Origin of the sequence: Streptomyces sp. Je 1-79 (genome assembly GCF_025195125.1) — a bacterium.
GTDB lineage: Bacteria > Actinomycetota > Actinomycetes > Streptomycetales > Streptomycetaceae > Streptomyces.
In genome coordinates, this window is sequence record NZ_JAMGSL010000015.1 from 18,140 (window position 1) to 33,631 (window position 15,492).

The window sequence follows — 15,492 nt, forward strand, 5'->3', positions numbered from 1 at the left end:
CGGCCCGGGGCGCCGATCGGGGGCGCGGGCGGCGGTTCATGGTCCGCCGCCGCCCGCTCCAGGGCTACGCGGCTGTCGCCAGCCGCTCCCGCTCGACGAACCTCACCCGCGGATGCCCGTGGTGCCAGCCGAAGGCCATCTTCAGGCCGCCGACCCGCGCCAGGATCAGGCCGATCGTGCCGGCCGCCACGAGCGAGACCAGGCCGCCCGTCGCGAAGCCGACCCGCGGTCCGTACGTGTCCGTGATCCAGCCGAGCAGCGGGGCGCCGATCGGCGTACCGCCCGCGAAGACCATCATGTAGAGGCTCATGACCCGGCCCCGCATGGCCGGGTCGGTCGCGAGCTGGACGGCCGAGTTGGCGGTGATGTTGACCGTGAGGCCGACCATGCCGATCGGGACGAGCAGCAGCGCGAAGAGCCAGAACGACGGTGAGAGCGCCGCCGCGATCTCCAGCACGCCGAAGACCACCGCCGCGACCACCAGCATCCGCAGCCGCGTGGAGCCGCGCCGCGCCGCGAGGAGCGCGCCGGCGAGCGAGCCGGCCGCCATGAGGGTGTTCAGGAAGCCGTACGTCCCCGCGCCCACGTGGAAGATGTCGGAGGAGAAGGCGGTGAGCCAGATCGGGAAGTTGAAGCCGAAGGTGCCGACGAAGCCCACGAGGACGATCGGCCAGATCAGCTCCGGTCGCCCGGCGACGTACCGCAGCCCCTCGCGCAGCTGGCCCTTGCCGCGCGGTGCGCGCTCCACCTTGTGGAACTCGGCGGGGCGCATCATCAGCAGTCCGGCGAGCGGGGCGAGGAAGAACAGGCCGTTGAGCAGGAACGCCCAGCCGCTGCCGATCGTGGCGATGAGCAGACCGGCGACGGCGGGGCCGACGAGCCGGGCGGACTGGAAGTTCGCGGAGTTCAGGGAGACGGCGTTGCGCAGCTGCTCGGGGCCGACCATCTCGGAGACGAAGGACTGCCGGGTCGGGTTGTCGACGACGGTGACCATGCCGAGCAGGAAGGCGACCAGGTAGACGTGCCAGACCTGGATGTGGCCGGAGAGCGTCAGGGCGGCGAGCGCGAGTCCGCAGAGGCCGAGGGCTGCCTGGCTGATCAGGAGGAGCTGTCGCTTCGGACAGCGGTCGGCTATGACACCGCCGTAGAGGCCGAAGAGCAGCATCGGGAGGAACTGGAGCGCCGTGGTGACGCCGACCGCGGCGGCGGATCCGGTGAGGCTCAGGACCAGCCAGTCCTGGGTGATACGGGCCATCCAGGTGCCGGTGTTGGAGACGATGGCACCGGTGAAGAACAGCCGGTAGTTCCGGATCCTGAGGGAGGAGAACGTTCCGCCGTTCTTCTTGCCCCCGGGGGTGTGGGTGTCGGGTTTGTGGACGGGTGCGGAGTCTGCTCCGGGTCCCGTACTCAAAGTGCGTCGCCTCCTCGGCGTAGGGGTGGAGGGGGTGTCTTGTGGATCACGCCGCGAGCCCGGCGTGATCCACAAGACACCCCCTACAGGTGGGCGAGCTTCTCCAGGACGGGGGCGGCCGCGCGCAGCTTGGCCCAGTCGTCCTCGTCCAGACCTTCGGCGAGGGAGGCCAGCCAGGCGTTCCGCTTGCGGCGGGACTCCTCGAGCATGGCCTCGGCCCGCTCGGTCTGGCTGACGACCTTCTGCCTGCGGTCGTCGGGGTGAGGCTCCAGCCGGACCAGTCCCTTGGCTTCGAGCAGCGCGACGATGCGGGTCATCGACGGCGGCTGGACGTGCTCCTTGCGGGCCAGCTCACCGGGGGTGGCCGAGCCGCAGAGCGCCAGAGTGCCGAGGACCGACATCTCGGTCGGGCTCAGCGACTCGTCGACGCGCTGGTGCTTGAGGCGTCGGCTCAGTCGCATGACGGCGGAGCGGAGCGCGTTCACGGCGGCGGCGTCGTCGGCGGTGCCGTGGGACAGGTCAGGCATGTTCGTTAGCATAACTCATTAGCCGCGCTAAATACCACTCGGAATGCCCATGCTCGAATCTGTCACCCAAACGAGTGAGATGCATCCGGAAAGTGACGCACCGGGACCGTCCGTGCCGCGACCCTGACTGCCATGGGATCGACCGTGCTCAGCCTGCGCATCGACGGTGAGCTGCTCGACCGTCTCAAGGGACACGCCGCCAAACGCGGAATGAGCGTCCAGGACTATGTGGTCCGGACGCTCATCCGCGATGACTTCGACGAACGCTTCAAGAGCGCCGTCGACGAGACAGAGAAGTTCTACGGGCCGGAGAAGCCGGCGGACACCACCGGCGCCCCCGCGGCTCCCACCGCCACCACCGCTACGTGAGACCGAGCGCCGGCATCGCGTAGTAGAAGACGAAGACCGCCGACACGACGTACATCGCCGCCGGGACCTCCCGGCCCCGGCCGGCCGCGAGCCGCAGCACGCTGAAGGCGATGAAGCCGATGCCGATGCCGTTCGTGATCGAGTACGTGAACGGCATCATCACCATCGCCAGGAACGCCGGCACCGCGATGGTGAAGTCGCTCCAGTCGATCTCCTTGACGGAACCGGCCAGGATCAGGAAGCCGACCGCGAGCAGCGCGGGCGTCGCCGCCTGGGACGGGACCATCGTGGCGAGCGGCGTGAGGAACAGCGCCACCGAGAACAGACCGCCGGTGACCACCGAGGCGAGGCCCGTACGGGCTCCCTCGCCGACGCCCGCCGTGGACTCCACGAAGCAGGTGGTGGCCGAGGACGAGGTCGCGCCGCCGGAGGCGACGGCCAGGCCGTCCACCAGCAGGACCTTGTTGATGCCCGGGAAGTTGCCGTCCTTGTCCATCAGCTTCGCCTCGTCGCCGACGCCGAGGATCGTGCCCATCGCGTCGAAGAAGCAGGACAGCAGCACGGTGAAGACGAAGAGGACGCCGGTCAGCATCCCGACCTTCTCGAACCCGCCGAACAGGCTCACCTCGCCGACCAGCCCGAAGTCGGGCGAGGCCACCGGGTTGCCCGGCCAGGTCGGGGTCGTCAGACCCCAGGACGGGACGGTGGCGACCGCGTTGATCACCATCGCCACGACCGTCATCACGACGATGGAGATGAGGATGGCGCCCGGCACCTTGCGGATGATCAGCGCGAGGGTGAGCAGCGTGCCGAGGACGAAGACCAGGACCGGCCAGCCGGTGAGGTGGCCGTCGCCGCCGAGCTGGAGCGGGACGGTGGTGTGCGCGGCGTCGGGGATCCGGGAGACGAAGCCCGAGTCGACGAGGCCGATGAGCATGATGAAGAGACCGATGCCGATCGCGATGCCCTTGCGCAGCCCGACCGGGACCGCGTTCATCACGCGCTCGCGCAGTCCGGTCGCGACGAGCAGCATCACGACGAGGCCGGCGAGGACGACCATGCCCATGGCGTCGGGCCAGGACATCCTGGGCGCGAGCTGGAGGGCGACGACCGTGTTGACGCCGAGGCCGGCCGCGAGGGCGATCGGGACGTTGCCGATGACACCCATGAGGAGCGTCGAGAAGGCGGCGGTGACCACGGTCGCGGTGACCAGCTGGCCGCCGTCGAGCTGGTGCCCGTACATGTCCTTGGCGCTGCCGAGGATGATCGGGTTCAGCACGATGATGTAGGCCATCGCGAAGAAGGTGGCGAAACCGCCGCGGACCTCCCGGGCGACGGTGGAGCCGCGCTCGGAGATCTTGAAGAAGCGGTCGAGGCCGGACGTCGGAGTGCCGCCCTCCGGAGCCGGGGGCATGGCCTTGGCGGTGGCCGTGGTGCTCATGGGGGTTCCTCGTGGGGTGGTTTTGGCGGTTCATACGAAGGAAACCCGCCATAGGCAAACCGTTTCAGTATGAACACATGAACGAGGGGGCGTCCATCTCCGCGCGTAGACACACCGGGGACCAGGGCGGACGGGCCGGCCGCCTAGACTGACCGCATGGCGAAGTGGACCCCCAGGCACGAGGCACCCGAGCCCCTTGAGGGGCCCGTCGTCGCCACCATCACCGGCGGCACGATCCTCTGGTTCGTCCTCTTCCTCGTCCAGGTCCCCTTCTACAGCTGGTTCGCCGACCGGGACCTCACCTGGTGGGTGTGGACGTGCCTGGCGGGCGCCGGTCTCGGCCTGATCGGCATCTGGTACGTACGGAAGCGCGACGCGGCGATCAAGCGGGACGCCGCGAACAAGGCGGCCGAGGGCGCCCCCCACAGCTCCTGACGGGCGCTCCCGACGCCTCGCGGCCCCGCGCCCCGCGGCTCCTCGCCGGCGCTCCCGACGGCTCGCGGCCCCGCGCCCCGTAGTCCCTTCGGACATCCCCGTCGTACCGCGGGACGATTTCGCTCCTACCGCGGTCTGATGTTCGTCCTTCTCGGCGGGTGAACGGCCGCTTCCGGTCGTACCGTCGGAAACATGACTCAGCGGGCGAAGATCGACACGGACGGCAGTGAGAACGCGGCGGACCAGCCTCCCGTCGTCCACCGTGTCGGCGGACTGACCTCCGCGGAGGTCGCCGAACGCGTCGCCCGCGGCGAGGTCAACGACGTACCCGTCCGCAGCTCCCGCTCCACCGTCGACATCGTCCGCGGCAACGTGTTCACCCGCTTCAACGCCATCATCGGCGTGCTCTGGGTGATCATGCTCTTCGTCGCGCCGATCCAGGACAGCCTCTTCGGCTTCGTGATCATCGCCAACACGGGCATCGGCATCATCCAGGAGCTGCGCGCCAAGAAGACCCTCGACGGGCTCGCCGTCATCGGCGAGGCCAGACCCACCGTCCGCCGCGACGGGGCCGCCGGCGAGGTCTCCACCTCCGGGATCGTCCTCGGAGACCTGATCGAACTCGGCCCCGGCGACAAGGTCGTCGTCGACGGCGAGGTCGCGGAGGCCGACAGCCTGGAGATCGACGAGTCGCTGCTCACCGGCGAGGCCGACCCCGTCGTCAAGAAGCCCGGCGACCGGATGATGTCGGGCTCGTTCGTGGTCGCGGGCGGCGGCGCGTTCACCGCCACCAAGGTCGGGCGCGAGGCGTACGCCGCCCAGCTCGCCGAGGAGGCCTCCCGCTTCACCCTCGTCCACTCCGAACTGCGCTCCGGCATCTCCACGATCCTCAAGTACGTGACGTGGATGATGGTCCCGACCGCGATCGGGCTCATCATCAGCCAGCTCGTCGTCAAGGACACCGACTTCAAGGACTCCATCGCCCGGACCGTCGGCGGCATCGTCCCGATGATCCCCGAGGGACTCGTCCTCCTCACCTCCGTCGCCTTCGCGATCGGGGTGATCCGCCTCGGCCGCAAGCAGTGCCTCGTGCAGGAGCTGCCGGCCATCGAGGGCCTGGCGCGGGTCGACGTCGTCTGCCTCGACAAGACGGGCACGCTGACCGAGGGCGGCATGGACGTCACGAAACTGCACCCGCTGAACGGCAGCGACGAGACGTACGTACGGAAGGTTCTCGGCGCCCTCGGCGAGTCCGACCCACGCCCCAACGCCTCCCTCCAGGCCATCATCGACGCCTACCCCGACTCCGAGGACTGGCGCTGCACCGAGTCGCTGCCCTTCTCCTCCGCCCGCAAGTACAGCGGCGCCGCCTTCAGCGAGGGCGACGGGGACGCGTCCTCCTGGCTGCTCGGCGCGCCCGACGTGCTCCTGAAGGCCGACGACCCCACCCTCGCCGAGATCGACCACCTCAACGAGCAGGGCCTGCGCGTCCTGCTCCTCGCCCGCACCACCCGCGAACTCGACTCCCCCCAGGTCGCCGACGACGCCCACCCCGCCGCCCTCGTCGTCCTCGAACAGCGGCTGCGGCCCGACGCCGCCGACACCCTCGCCTACTTCGCCGACCAGAACGTCGCCGCCAAGGTCATCTCCGGCGACAACGCGGTGTCCGTCGGCGCGGTGGCGGGCAAGCTGGGCCTGCCCGGCGCCGAGAACACCGTCGACGCCCGCCGCCTGCCGACCGACCGTGCCGCGATGGCCGACGAACTCGACCGGAACGCCGTCTTCGGGCGGGTCACCCCGCAGCAGAAGCGGGACATGGTCGGCGCGCTCCAGTCCCACGGCCACACGGTCGCGATGACCGGCGACGGCGTCAACGACGTCCTGGCGCTCAAGGACGCCGACATCGGCGTCTCCATGGGCTCGGGCTCCGAGGCCACCCGGGCGGTCGCCCAGATCGTCCTGCTGAACAACTCCTTCGCGACGCTGCCGTCGGTGGTCGCGGAGGGCCGCCGGGTCATCGGCAACATCACCCGGGTGGCGACCCTCTTCCTGACGAAGACGGTCTACTCCGTCCTCCTCGCGATCCTGGTGGTCTGCAGCCAGGTCGAGTACCCGTTCCTGCCCCGGCACCTGACCCTGTTGTCGACGCTCACGATCGGCGTCCCGGCCTTCTTCCTGGCGCTGGCACCCAACAAGGAGCGCGCGAAGCCGCACTTCGTGAAACGCGTGATGCGGTACGCGATCCCCGGCGGCGTCGTCGCGGCGGCGGCCACCTTCGCGACGTACCTCGTCGCCCGCTCGTACTACAGCGGCCCGGGCGCCCTGGACGCGGAGACGAGCGCCGCCACGCTGACCCTCTTCCTGGTCTCCATGTGGGTCCTGGCGATCGTCGCCCGTCCCTACACGTGGTGGCGCATCGCCCTGGTCGCGACCATGGGCGGCGCGTTCCTCCTCGTCCTCGTCGTGCCGTGGCTCCAGGACTTCTTCGCCCTGAAGCTGGTCGGCGTGACGATGCCCTGGACGGCGGTCGCGATCGCGGCGGCCGGGGCGGGGCTCCTGGAGCTGGCGTGGCGGTGGGTGGACCGGCGTTTTCCCGCCTGATCACCGGGATTACTCTGTGCCCACAGCGATCGCTGTGACATCTGAGACGTGGGGGGATCCGCGTACACATGCACGTGACGAACAGCCGCAGAATCCTGCGAAGAACGGTCATGGGCGCCCTGGCGGGCGTCCTCGCCGCCACCGGTACGACGCTCCTGCCGAGCCAGGTCTCGGCGGCCGAGCAGGCGGCGAACGGGGGCGGCCCCGCGCGTGCCACGAAGGGCACGGCCAGGGACGCGGGGGTGAAGCTGTCCACCGGTGAGCGGCTGGAACGCATCCCCGGCACGAAGGGCTTCCGGGTGGCGGGCGCCGACGGGCAGCCGGCGAACGGGACGTACGCCTTCGCGCAGGCCGACGGCGAACTGACGGTCCGGCCGATCGGCGAGAAGCGGCCCCTGCCGGCCACGACCGTACGGACGGACGAAGCCGGTTCGGGGATGACGCCCTACGGGGCGACGGCGAACCGGCGGGTGAACTTCTCCGTCGCCGAGGACCGCGGGCGGGGCGGCATCATCAACCTGTGGAACACCTCCACGTGGACGTGGTACCCCGTCAACAGCGACCAGTACGTGGCCAAGGGCACGGCGGACGTCCCCGCGGGCACGTACTTCGCCACCATCCAGTACGACTACTACGCCGAGACGCGGCCGTCGTACCTCCTCACGAAGTCGTTCACGGTCGGCAGCACCACGGCCGACGTGGTCTTCGACGAGACGGCCGCCAAGCCGATGGGCATCGTCGCCGACGACACGAGCGCGCGGCGGGCGGGCGCGGCCGTCTGGCTGACCACGCCCAACGGGAACACGGTCGGTCAGGTCGGCGGCGGCGCAGACAGGATCTTCGTCACCCCGTTCACCATGAGCGGCGTCACCGTCCAGCTCCACGACGTGCTGACGAAGTACGGTTCCAGCCAGCTGAGGCCCAGCCCGTACCGCTACGACCTGGTCCACCAGTTCAAGAACACCGTGCCGGCGAACCCCGTCGTGACGGTGAAGACCGCCGGTCTCGCGAAGACCGTGACGACCTTCCGCTCCCAGGCCGGGCGGCAGACCGGGCGGCTGGACACCTGGCGCAAGCCGGCCGACACCGAGCCGTTCGTCGCCGCGCAGGCCGCCTCCACCGTGACCGCGCCCGGCACCCTCACGGAGTACGTCACCCCGAACGTGACGTTCGGCCGCTGGTACCTCGACGGCGACAACCACGTGGACCTCCGTGACCGGAGCCTGCCGGCCGGCACCTCCGCCGGCGAGACGATCGGTCAGGGCCCGCTCCAGCCCGGCACCGGGGGCCTGTCCGACCGGACCAGTACACGGATCGGCCTGTACGAGCCCTACTCCTACAGCGACGCGCACGGCAACCGGGGCGCCGACTACGGTGCGCTCCAGAAGTACCGGCTGACGTCCCGGGGAGCGACCCTGGTCGACAGCGCGTACGAGGACGGCTTCAAGACGTACGGCGCCACCGTTCCGCAGGCCGCCGCCCCGTACGAGTTCACCCACACCACCATCCGGCGCGGCCCGAACGCGCGCCTGTCGACCAGGCTCGTCCGCGAGTGGACGTTCACCTCCAGCGGCTACTCGTCCGTGCCCCGGCAGGACAACTTCCTGCCCCTGCTCGACGTGAGCTTCGACGTGCCCGGGCTCGACAGCCGCAACACGGCCCCGGCCGGTACGGTCCGGGTCGCCACCACGGTCACCTCCCGCTCGGAGACGGCGACGGAGTCCCTGACGGGGCTCGAGTACTCCACCGATGACGGGGCGACCTGGCGGCCCGCCTCCGCCGAGGGCGACATCACCGTCGGCGCGGACGACCGCTTCCTCTCCCTGCGCGCCACCGGCACGGACGACTCCGGTGCCACGGTCCGGACGACCCTGATCCGCGCCTTCGGCGGCCCCGGGTCGGTCAGCCTCCCCGACGAGTCGGCGGGTGACGTCAAGATCAGCGGCGTGACGGTCAACGGCAACAACCCGATCGTCGTCGACGGGGCGTTGGGGCAGTACCCGGTCTCCTCCCAGGCCTCGTTCAACGCCTCCTCGCCCGCCGGGATCGCCCGGGGCGGAATGACGCTGTACAAGGGGTCGTACGAGCGCCCCGACGCCGTGATCCCGCTCCTGTGGACGGCGTGCACCCCGGCGAACGGCACGACCGCCTCCTGCACGGGAGACGTGAGCATCGCCCCGCGCGACCTCGCCGACAACGCCCTCGCCGGTGAGTGGAAGGTCGCCGTCTGGGCCGAGTCGCAGGACGGCACGAGCTACGCCGACCGGCACACCGCCCGTACCGTGCGGATCGTGCGCACGACCCGACTGACCACCGACGCCACCCCGGAGCCGGTCACCAAGGGCGCCACGCTCACCGTCACCGGCCGCTTCACGGGCTCCGACTGGCTGACCGGCGGTCAGCTCGGCCTTCCCGGTCGGCGGGTGAACCTGGAGTTCCGCAGGGCCGGCACCGCCGACCATGTCCTCGTCGGCTCAGCCGTGACGGACTCCACCGGCAAGGCGGCGGTCACGCTCAAGGCGACCTACGACGGCGAGTACCGCTGGAACGCGGGCCCCAGCCTGATCCTGACGACGACCAAGCCGGCCCTGGCGCCGGACACGATCGACGTGCGCTGACGCGCTTGCGACCGGATGCCCCGGCCGCGGGACCTCCCGCGGCCGGGGCATCCGGCTGTCCGGCCCGCGCCTCCCTATCCGGGGGCCCGGGCCGTCGCCGTCCACAGGCGGTGGCAGGAGAGCAGGGTCGCCGTGAGCAGCAGGCCGTTGCGGAGGACCATCAGCGTGTTGCCGAGCGCCGAGCCCTGCATGACCTCCAGGTAGTGGGTCGGGTAGGCCAGCGCCGTCACGGCGGTCGCGGCGAGCAGGATCCAGGCCACGGGACGCTGGGTGGTGAGGCGTGAGGTGAGGCAGACCGCCGCGAGACCCAGCAGCCAGACCATGTACTGCGGGCTGATCACCCGGCTGGTGACGGTGAACAGCAGGACCGCGGTGAGCGCGGCGTCGAAGGGCGTCGCCTCGGTCCACCGCGAGGCCCGGCCCCGCCAGAGCATCAGCCAGCCGAAGGCGGCGGCCGTCAGCATCAGCGACAGCTGCGCCACGGTCGCCACGTGCGCGCCGCCGAACTCCAGGGCGCCGTAGCGGGATTCGACCCAGATCGGCATCCCCGACGCCCGCATCAGCGACAGCACGGTGCCGCCCAGCGACTCGATCTGGACGCCCCGGGCGCCCTGTTGCTGGAGGAAGTCGAAGCTGTGCCGGAAGCCGACGGCGAGGACGGTGAGCAGCGCCCCGGCGGCCACGGCGGCGGACCGCCACGCCTGCCGGGTGGTCCGCCCGCGCTCCGTCCCGATCAGGGTGAGCAGCGGCCACACCTTGATCAGGGCGCCGGCCGCGGCGAGCGCCCCGCCGAGGCGCGGGCTGCGGCGGCCGGCGAGCAGAGCGAGGACGGCGAGGGCGGTCACCTGGATGTCGAACCGGCCGTGCGGCAGGTTCAGGAGCAGGGGCAGCCCGGCGGTCCACAGCCAGGCCCCGGCGAGCCTGCGGCCGCGGCGGGCCAGCGCGACCGCGACCACGGCGTCGGCGGCGAGCGTGAGGACGAGGAACGCCGTGAAGTAGCCGAGGAAGGGCAGCAGCGAAGGGAACAGGAACAGCGGTCCGGCGCCCGGCGGGTACTGCCAGGTGACGTCGCCGACCGGGAAGGAGCCGTCGGCCAGCTGCTGGGACCACCGGGGGTAGAGGAACGCGACCTCGGCGGAGACGTTGCTGACGCCGATGTCGTCCTGGACGAGGAGGTACACCATGCCGATCCGGGTCAGGACCCAGACGGCCGCGACCGCCGCCCGCACCCTCCCGGCGGACCAGGCGCCGGTGTGCCGGGCCACCCGGCCGAGGGCGCGCGCCGCCGCACCACGGCCCCTGCCGGTCGAGTCCTCCGGCGCACGAGGGGTCCCGGTCGGCTCGGAGCCGGTCGGGTCCGGGGCCTTTTCGGGGGAGGCGCCGCCCAGAAGGCCGGCCTTCTGCTGCGTCATGGACCGGGAACCTAGGCCGACCCGGCCGCCATCTCCACGGACGCACCGCCCGACCCCGCCCACGTCCCCCGTCGGGCGTCCGCCCACAGGGCCAGGTGGCCCCGTGGGCGGGCGCCCGGGGCGACTAGTCGAACCACCTGTCCCGGGCCAGTTCCGACGTGCGGGAGGGGTCCTCCAGGAGGGCCGCCACCTCGAAGCGGCGGGGCCACTGGCCCGCCGCCCAGGCGAGGCCGGCTGCCACGCCCTCCAGGGTGGCGGCGTGGATCGTGCCGTCGGGGGTCTGGCGCCAGTCCAGCTCGACGCCCGCCGCACGGAGTTCCTCGTGCTCGACGTACGAGTCCGGGGTCGCCGGGCCGAGGAGGGCGTGGACCGAGGGCGGGACGTCGTGCTCCTCGCCCACCGTCGTGACCTCCGCCTCGACGGACTCGCTCAGCCGCCGCACCTGGAACAGCTCCGCCAGGTCCGCCGCCCGCGCCGGGGCCACCGGCAGCAGCGGGAGGCCGCCCGCGAGCGGGAGGAGGTCGGGGGCGTCGGCGACCAGGGCCTCGGAGGCGTCGACCACCACGAGTTCGCCGTCCACGACCGCGCGCAGGTCGTCGGGGAGGGTGACCTGCTCGGGGTCCAGGTCGGCCAGCGCCGTGTACAGGGCGTGCAGTTGGGCGCCGGTCACCTCCCGCTCGGGGTCGGCCAGCCGGCCGAGCAGTTCGGCCGCGCCGCCCGGCTCGTCGAGGAGCGCGGAGACCGAGGTCCGCACCCCAAGGGCCCGCAGGACCTGCTCGTCCTCGAAGCCGGTCGCGTCGGCGGAGTCGTACACCCCGATGAGCAGCGGGTCCGTGCCGGCGGCCCGGAGTCCCGCGGGGCGGCGGCCGTCGAGGACGGGGTGGTCGCGCAGCCACCAGGCGGTGTACGACCGTACGGTCTCGGTCGTGCCGTCCGGCATCAGGACCCGTACGGGCTGGGTGAGCGCGTCCCGCAGCGGCGGCCGTGCGAGCAGGGCCAGCGCCTGCGGCCAGGCGTCGTCGTCGACCAGGTCCAGGTCCCGTACGGCGACGATCTCGGTCGCCACCGGCGGCACCGGCGCGTCCGGGAGGCGGTCGAGGACGTCCTCGCACCAGACGTCGACGGCGTCGAGCAGGCCGGCGTCGTCCGGCTCGGCGAAGTCCCCGTCCCGGGGCTCCATCTCGTCCGGGTCGAGAACGAGATCGGTGGCCCGGACGAGGGCGAACGTGGCGAGCACGCCGCAGGCGGCGAGGGGCTGCTCGCCCCAGCGGTCGGCCAGCTCGGGGTCGCAGAGGGCGAGTTCGTCCTCGCGCATCACGGCGGCGAAGGCGCTGCCGGGCAGGACGAGTTCACCGGCGGGCGCGAGCTCCCCGTCCTCGTCCGGGAGGGCCAGGGCGCCGAGCCACGGCTCGTCGCCGGGCTGAAGCTCGGCGTCCCGGACGAGCGCGAGGACCGTCTCGGCGAGCTCGTCCGCGTCCAGGGCGTCGGCGTCCTCGTCCCAGATCTCCCCCGCGTCGAGGGAGCCGGCGACCGCCGCCCTGACCTGGGGGGTCGTCAGGACGGCGCGGGGCGTGGCCGGGAGGGCGCCCAGCTTCTCCAGGAGGGGGTGGGCGGCGTCCGGGTGGGCGACCTTGAGGCCGAGACGGGTCAGTTCGGCGGGGGTGCGGTCCTGGGGCAGCAGCACGTGCCGGGGGCCGATGGTGGTGCGGACCCTGGCGTCCTCGGGGGCGTCGGCCGCGGCGGCCAGCGGGACCGGGAGGCCCGTCAGCCGGTCCGGGTCCACGCCCGCGAGGGAGTCGTACAGCCGCCACCACCACGACGGCGAGCGGTCCACCCCGGCGAGCCGGTCGATCGCCTCGGTCAGCGGGACGCGCCCGACGCCGAGCGTCCGCAGCTCCACGCGCCGTTCGAGTCCGGCGGGCAGCAGGGTCGGGAAGACCTCCGCCAGGACGGCGACGGTCTCGCGGCCCGCGCCCTCCACGACCTCGGCCTCCACCGGCCGCAGCGCGGGCACCTCCTCCGACGGCACCTCCGGCGCCAGGAACGCGACGCGCGGCAGCCGCTGGAGGATCGCCGCGCGCAGCGCCCCGTCGAGGGCGCCCTTGCCGAGCGGCCCGGGCACGAGGTCGATCGAGGCGACGGTCACCGGCTGCCAGTCGGTGAGGAGTTCGGCGTACGCGTCGGCCGCGCGCTCGACCACGAAGTCGGTGAGCGGCCCGGGCGCGGGGTGGCGGCGGGCGGTGTCCAGCGGGAGGGAGGCGATCAGCAGGGCGGGCAGGCCGAGCGGTTCGTCGGTGGGGGTCGGGGCGTGGACGACGGGGGCGGTACGGGGGTACTGCGGGGCGCCCTGGCCGTCCACGGGCACGGCCCAGGTCACCGACCAGAACGGGCGCAGCCGCTCCTCGACCGGGCGGTCCTTGAGGAGGGCGGCGTCGAGGGGGCCGCCGTGGGTGACGGTGCGCCAGCGGCGGGTCTCGCCGGTGGCGGAGTCGTCGATGTGGACGTACGCCTCGTGCTCGGCGCGGGTGAGGACCCGTACGCCCTCCGTCGTCTCGACGACGATCTCGGCGAGGCCGGGGAGGGTGAGCAGCAGGGCGTCGTCGACGGCGTCGAGGAGCCGCTCGGCGAGGTTGACGGCGGCGGAGTCCCGGAGCGGGAGGACGACGACGGTGTCGTAGCCGTCGGGGGCGGTGCCCTCGGCGGGCAGCGGGAGGCGCAGGAGCGGCACGTGGCCGTCGCGGCGGCGCAGTTCGTCCCCGAGGCCGGGGCTGTGCCGGGCGGCGTCGGCGGCGAGCTCGCGGGCCTCGGCGAGGGACCAGCGGACGCCGCCGTGGCGGCCGAGGACGGCGGGCTCGTCGGAGACGGCGAGGACGGCGGCGAAGCCGACGCCGAAGCGGCCGACGGCTCCGCGGTCGTGCTCCCGCTTGGCGGAGGCGCGGAGGGTGGAGAGCGACTCGACGCCGGTCGCGTCGAGCGGGGCGCCGGTGTTGGCGGCGGCGAGGAGGGCGGGCGCGTCGGGTCCGGCGGGGTGCAGCGTCAGCCGCAGCCTTCCCGTCACCCCGGCGCGGTGGGCGGCGTCGGCCGCGTTCTGGGCGAGTTCGACGACGAGCCGGTCGCGGTAGCCGCCGAGGGCGAGGTCTTCCTCGGCGTTGGCGTCCTCCCGGAACCGGGCGGGCCCGGCGCCCCAGGCATCGAGTACGCCTCTCCGCAGCCGGGCGGTGCCGAAGGGGTCGGCTCCGTCGGTCGACGTCCTGACGCTGACGCTCACGTCTGACTCCACTCTGCGGGGCGGGATTGTGCCGGGGCCCGAAGGTACCGTGCCCCGCCCCTCCCCCTCAGCCACCGGGCCCGTCACCCGAGGTCCCGGGTACCCCCGGCAGGCGCGGGCAACCGCGCCGCCGGGGTGATGGCTACGAGTGGGCCCAGGTCTTCCGCCGGGGCGACGGCTCCTACGAGTGACCCAGGTCTTCCGCCGGGGCTACGGCTACGAGTGGCCCAGGTCTTCCGACGTGCCGTCCGGTTCGGTCGTCGAGCCCGAGTCCTTCGCCGGCCTCAGCGGGAACGCGTCCGCGCCCATCGAGTCGAGTACGGGCGGCGCGGGCCGCGGAGGCTTCGGCATGACCGCCGCCTCGGAGTGCCCGCCGCAGCCGTACGCGAGCGAGACGACCCGCCCGTCCGCCGGCGAGAACTCGTTCGCACAGACGCCGAAGGCCTGCTTCAGCGAGCCGGCCAGCGGCATCAGGAAGGCGCAGGACTCGCACGAGGCGGGCGCCGCCTGCGCCATCGGGGTCTTCGCCCCGAAGGCCTCGTCCCAGCGGTCCGCCGCCACGTGGAGGCCGTACCGCGACAGCACCCGCGCACGCCGCATGCCGAGTTCCTCGGCGGCCGAGGCGATCGCGCCCCGGGACGGCGTACGGGAGACGATCTCCGCGTCCTCGGCGTCGAGGTGGTCCGCCATCTCCTCCGAGACCGCGGAGTTCGGCGGCGGCGCGTCCTCGCCGGTGTACCCCGGTTCGAGCCTCAGGTCGTCCTGCTCCGTCGGCAGCAGGTCCCCAGGGCCCATGTCGCCCGGCCGCAGCCGCTCGCTCCACGGCACCCACTCGGGGGCCAGGAGCGCGTCGGAGCCGGGCAGCAGGACGGTTTCGTCGAGGGTGACGTTCTTCGCCCGGGAGGCGCGGGTGACCGTCACGGCCCAGCGCCAGCCGCGGTAGCCGGGCTCCTTGCTCTCGAAGAAGTGCGTGACGACCCGGTCACCGTCGGCGACGGCCTCCACATGCGCCCCGACGATGCCGGGGGCGGCGGCCTCCTCGGCGGCCGTCCGCGCCAGGTCTACCGCCTCGGCGCACAGGCGGTCGGGGGTACGCGGGGTACGCGGGGTACGGCTTCGCGTCGTCGCAGCACTCACAGGTCTCGCTTCTCTCCTACGCCGTCTCACGGGTGCGCCGGCCGAGGAGCGGGAGCGAAAGCCCCGGGCGGCGGGCGGAGCGGACCAGAGGGCCGCATCGACGTCCGCGCCCGACCTGTCTCGCGTCTCTCGGGCACACCTATCGTCATCCATTCTGCGGGATGCCGAAGAGGCGCGCGGCCGAGATCTTCCGCCGGTGGCGCGCTACGCACGCTACCCCCTCCGCCGCCCGCCGCCCACCTGCCCGCCCCAAGTGGCCCGGATCGTGGACCC

At 72.7% G+C, this 15,492-nt stretch carries 10 protein-coding genes; 4 read left to right on the forward strand and 6 right to left on the reverse strand.

Translation table 11 applies throughout. From position 1 onward, the window contains the following. Positions 1-64: 64 nt before the first annotated feature. Positions 65-1,411 (reverse strand): MFS transporter, encoded by a 1,347-nt coding sequence (locus M5362_RS27280; RefSeq protein WP_260230442.1) that lies wholly within the window; start codon positions 1,409-1,411, stop codon positions 65-67. Between the two features lie 83 nt (positions 1,412-1,494). After that, a complete protein-coding gene (locus tag M5362_RS27285) occupies positions 1,495-1,938 on the reverse strand; it encodes a MarR family winged helix-turn-helix transcriptional regulator (protein ID WP_260230443.1) in 444 nt (147 codons plus the stop codon). 132 nt (positions 1,939-2,070) lie between these two features. On the opposite strand from M5362_RS27285, the gene M5362_RS27290 reads away from it, so the two are divergent. Then, entirely contained in the window at positions 2,071-2,307 is a 237-nt protein-coding gene (locus tag M5362_RS27290; protein WP_260230444.1) for a BrnA antitoxin family protein, read from the forward strand. On the opposite strand, the gene M5362_RS27295 is transcribed toward M5362_RS27290, so the two are convergent. Next, positions 2,300-3,748, reverse strand: coding sequence for an NCS2 family permease (locus tag M5362_RS27295; protein ID WP_374214535.1), 1,449 nt, complete (start codon positions 3,746-3,748; stop codon positions 2,300-2,302). The two genes, M5362_RS27290 and M5362_RS27295, sit on opposite strands and share 8 nt — an antisense overlap. Before the next feature lie 156 nt (positions 3,749-3,904). Here M5362_RS27295 and M5362_RS27300 point away from each other — a divergent pair, with 156 nt between their 5' ends. The 3 genes from M5362_RS27300 to M5362_RS27310 all read left to right on the forward strand — a co-directional run bounded on the left by M5362_RS27300 (position 3,905) and on the right by M5362_RS27310 (position 9,402). Further along, a complete protein-coding gene (locus tag M5362_RS27300; protein WP_260230445.1) occupies positions 3,905-4,183 on the forward strand; it encodes a DUF2530 domain-containing protein in 279 nt (92 codons plus the stop codon). 192 nt (positions 4,184-4,375) lie between these two features. Further along, positions 4,376-6,784, forward strand: a complete 2,409-nt coding sequence (locus tag M5362_RS27305; protein WP_260230447.1) for a cation-translocating P-type ATPase — start codon at positions 4,376-4,378, stop codon at positions 6,782-6,784. A gap of 68 nt (positions 6,785-6,852) precedes the next feature. Beyond that, the gene (locus M5362_RS27310) at positions 6,853-9,402 is read left to right on the forward strand and encodes a hypothetical protein (protein WP_260230448.1); all 2,550 of its coding nucleotides are present in this window, start codon (positions 6,853-6,855) and stop codon (positions 9,400-9,402) included. A 74-nt stretch (positions 9,403-9,476) separates the two neighbouring features. Here M5362_RS27310 and M5362_RS27315 read toward each other — a convergent pair whose 3' ends face one another. From M5362_RS27315 to M5362_RS27325, 3 genes are all read right to left on the reverse strand, one after another. Next, entirely contained in the window at positions 9,477-10,814 is a 1,338-nt protein-coding gene (locus M5362_RS27315; protein ID WP_374214536.1) for a glycosyltransferase 87 family protein, read from the reverse strand. 124 nt (positions 10,815-10,938) lie between these two features. Then, entirely contained in the window at positions 10,939-14,094 is a 3,156-nt protein-coding gene (locus M5362_RS27320; protein ID WP_260230449.1) for a sacsin N-terminal ATP-binding-like domain-containing protein, read from the reverse strand. Between the two features lie 204 nt (positions 14,095-14,298). After that, entirely contained in the window at positions 14,299-15,219 is a 921-nt protein-coding gene (locus M5362_RS27325) for a DUF3027 domain-containing protein (protein ID WP_260230450.1), read from the reverse strand. Between the last annotated feature and the right edge of the window lie 273 nt (positions 15,220-15,492).

Excerpts from the sequence above, each read along its gene's own strand:
- M5362_RS27315 (WP_374214536.1), bottom strand. The coding sequence starts at position 10,814 with ATGACGCAGCAGAAGGCCGGCCTTCTGGGCGGCGCCTCCCCCGAAAAG.
- M5362_RS27310 (WP_260230448.1), top strand. The coding sequence starts at position 6,853 with ATGCACGTGACGAACAGCCGCAGAATCCTGCGAAGAACGGTCATGGGC.
- M5362_RS27300 (WP_260230445.1), top strand. The coding sequence starts at position 3,905 with ATGGCGAAGTGGACCCCCAGGCACGAGGCACCCGAGCCCCTTGAGGGG.
- M5362_RS27290 (WP_260230444.1), top strand. The coding sequence starts at position 2,071 with ATGGGATCGACCGTGCTCAGCCTGCGCATCGACGGTGAGCTGCTCGAC.
- M5362_RS27295 (WP_374214535.1), bottom strand. The coding sequence starts at position 3,748 with ATGAGCACCACGGCCACCGCCAAGGCCATGCCCCCGGCTCCGGAGGGC.
- M5362_RS27285 (WP_260230443.1), bottom strand. The coding sequence starts at position 1,938 with ATGCCTGACCTGTCCCACGGCACCGCCGACGACGCCGCCGCCGTGAAC.
- M5362_RS27305 (WP_260230447.1), top strand. The coding sequence starts at position 4,376 with ATGACTCAGCGGGCGAAGATCGACACGGACGGCAGTGAGAACGCGGCG.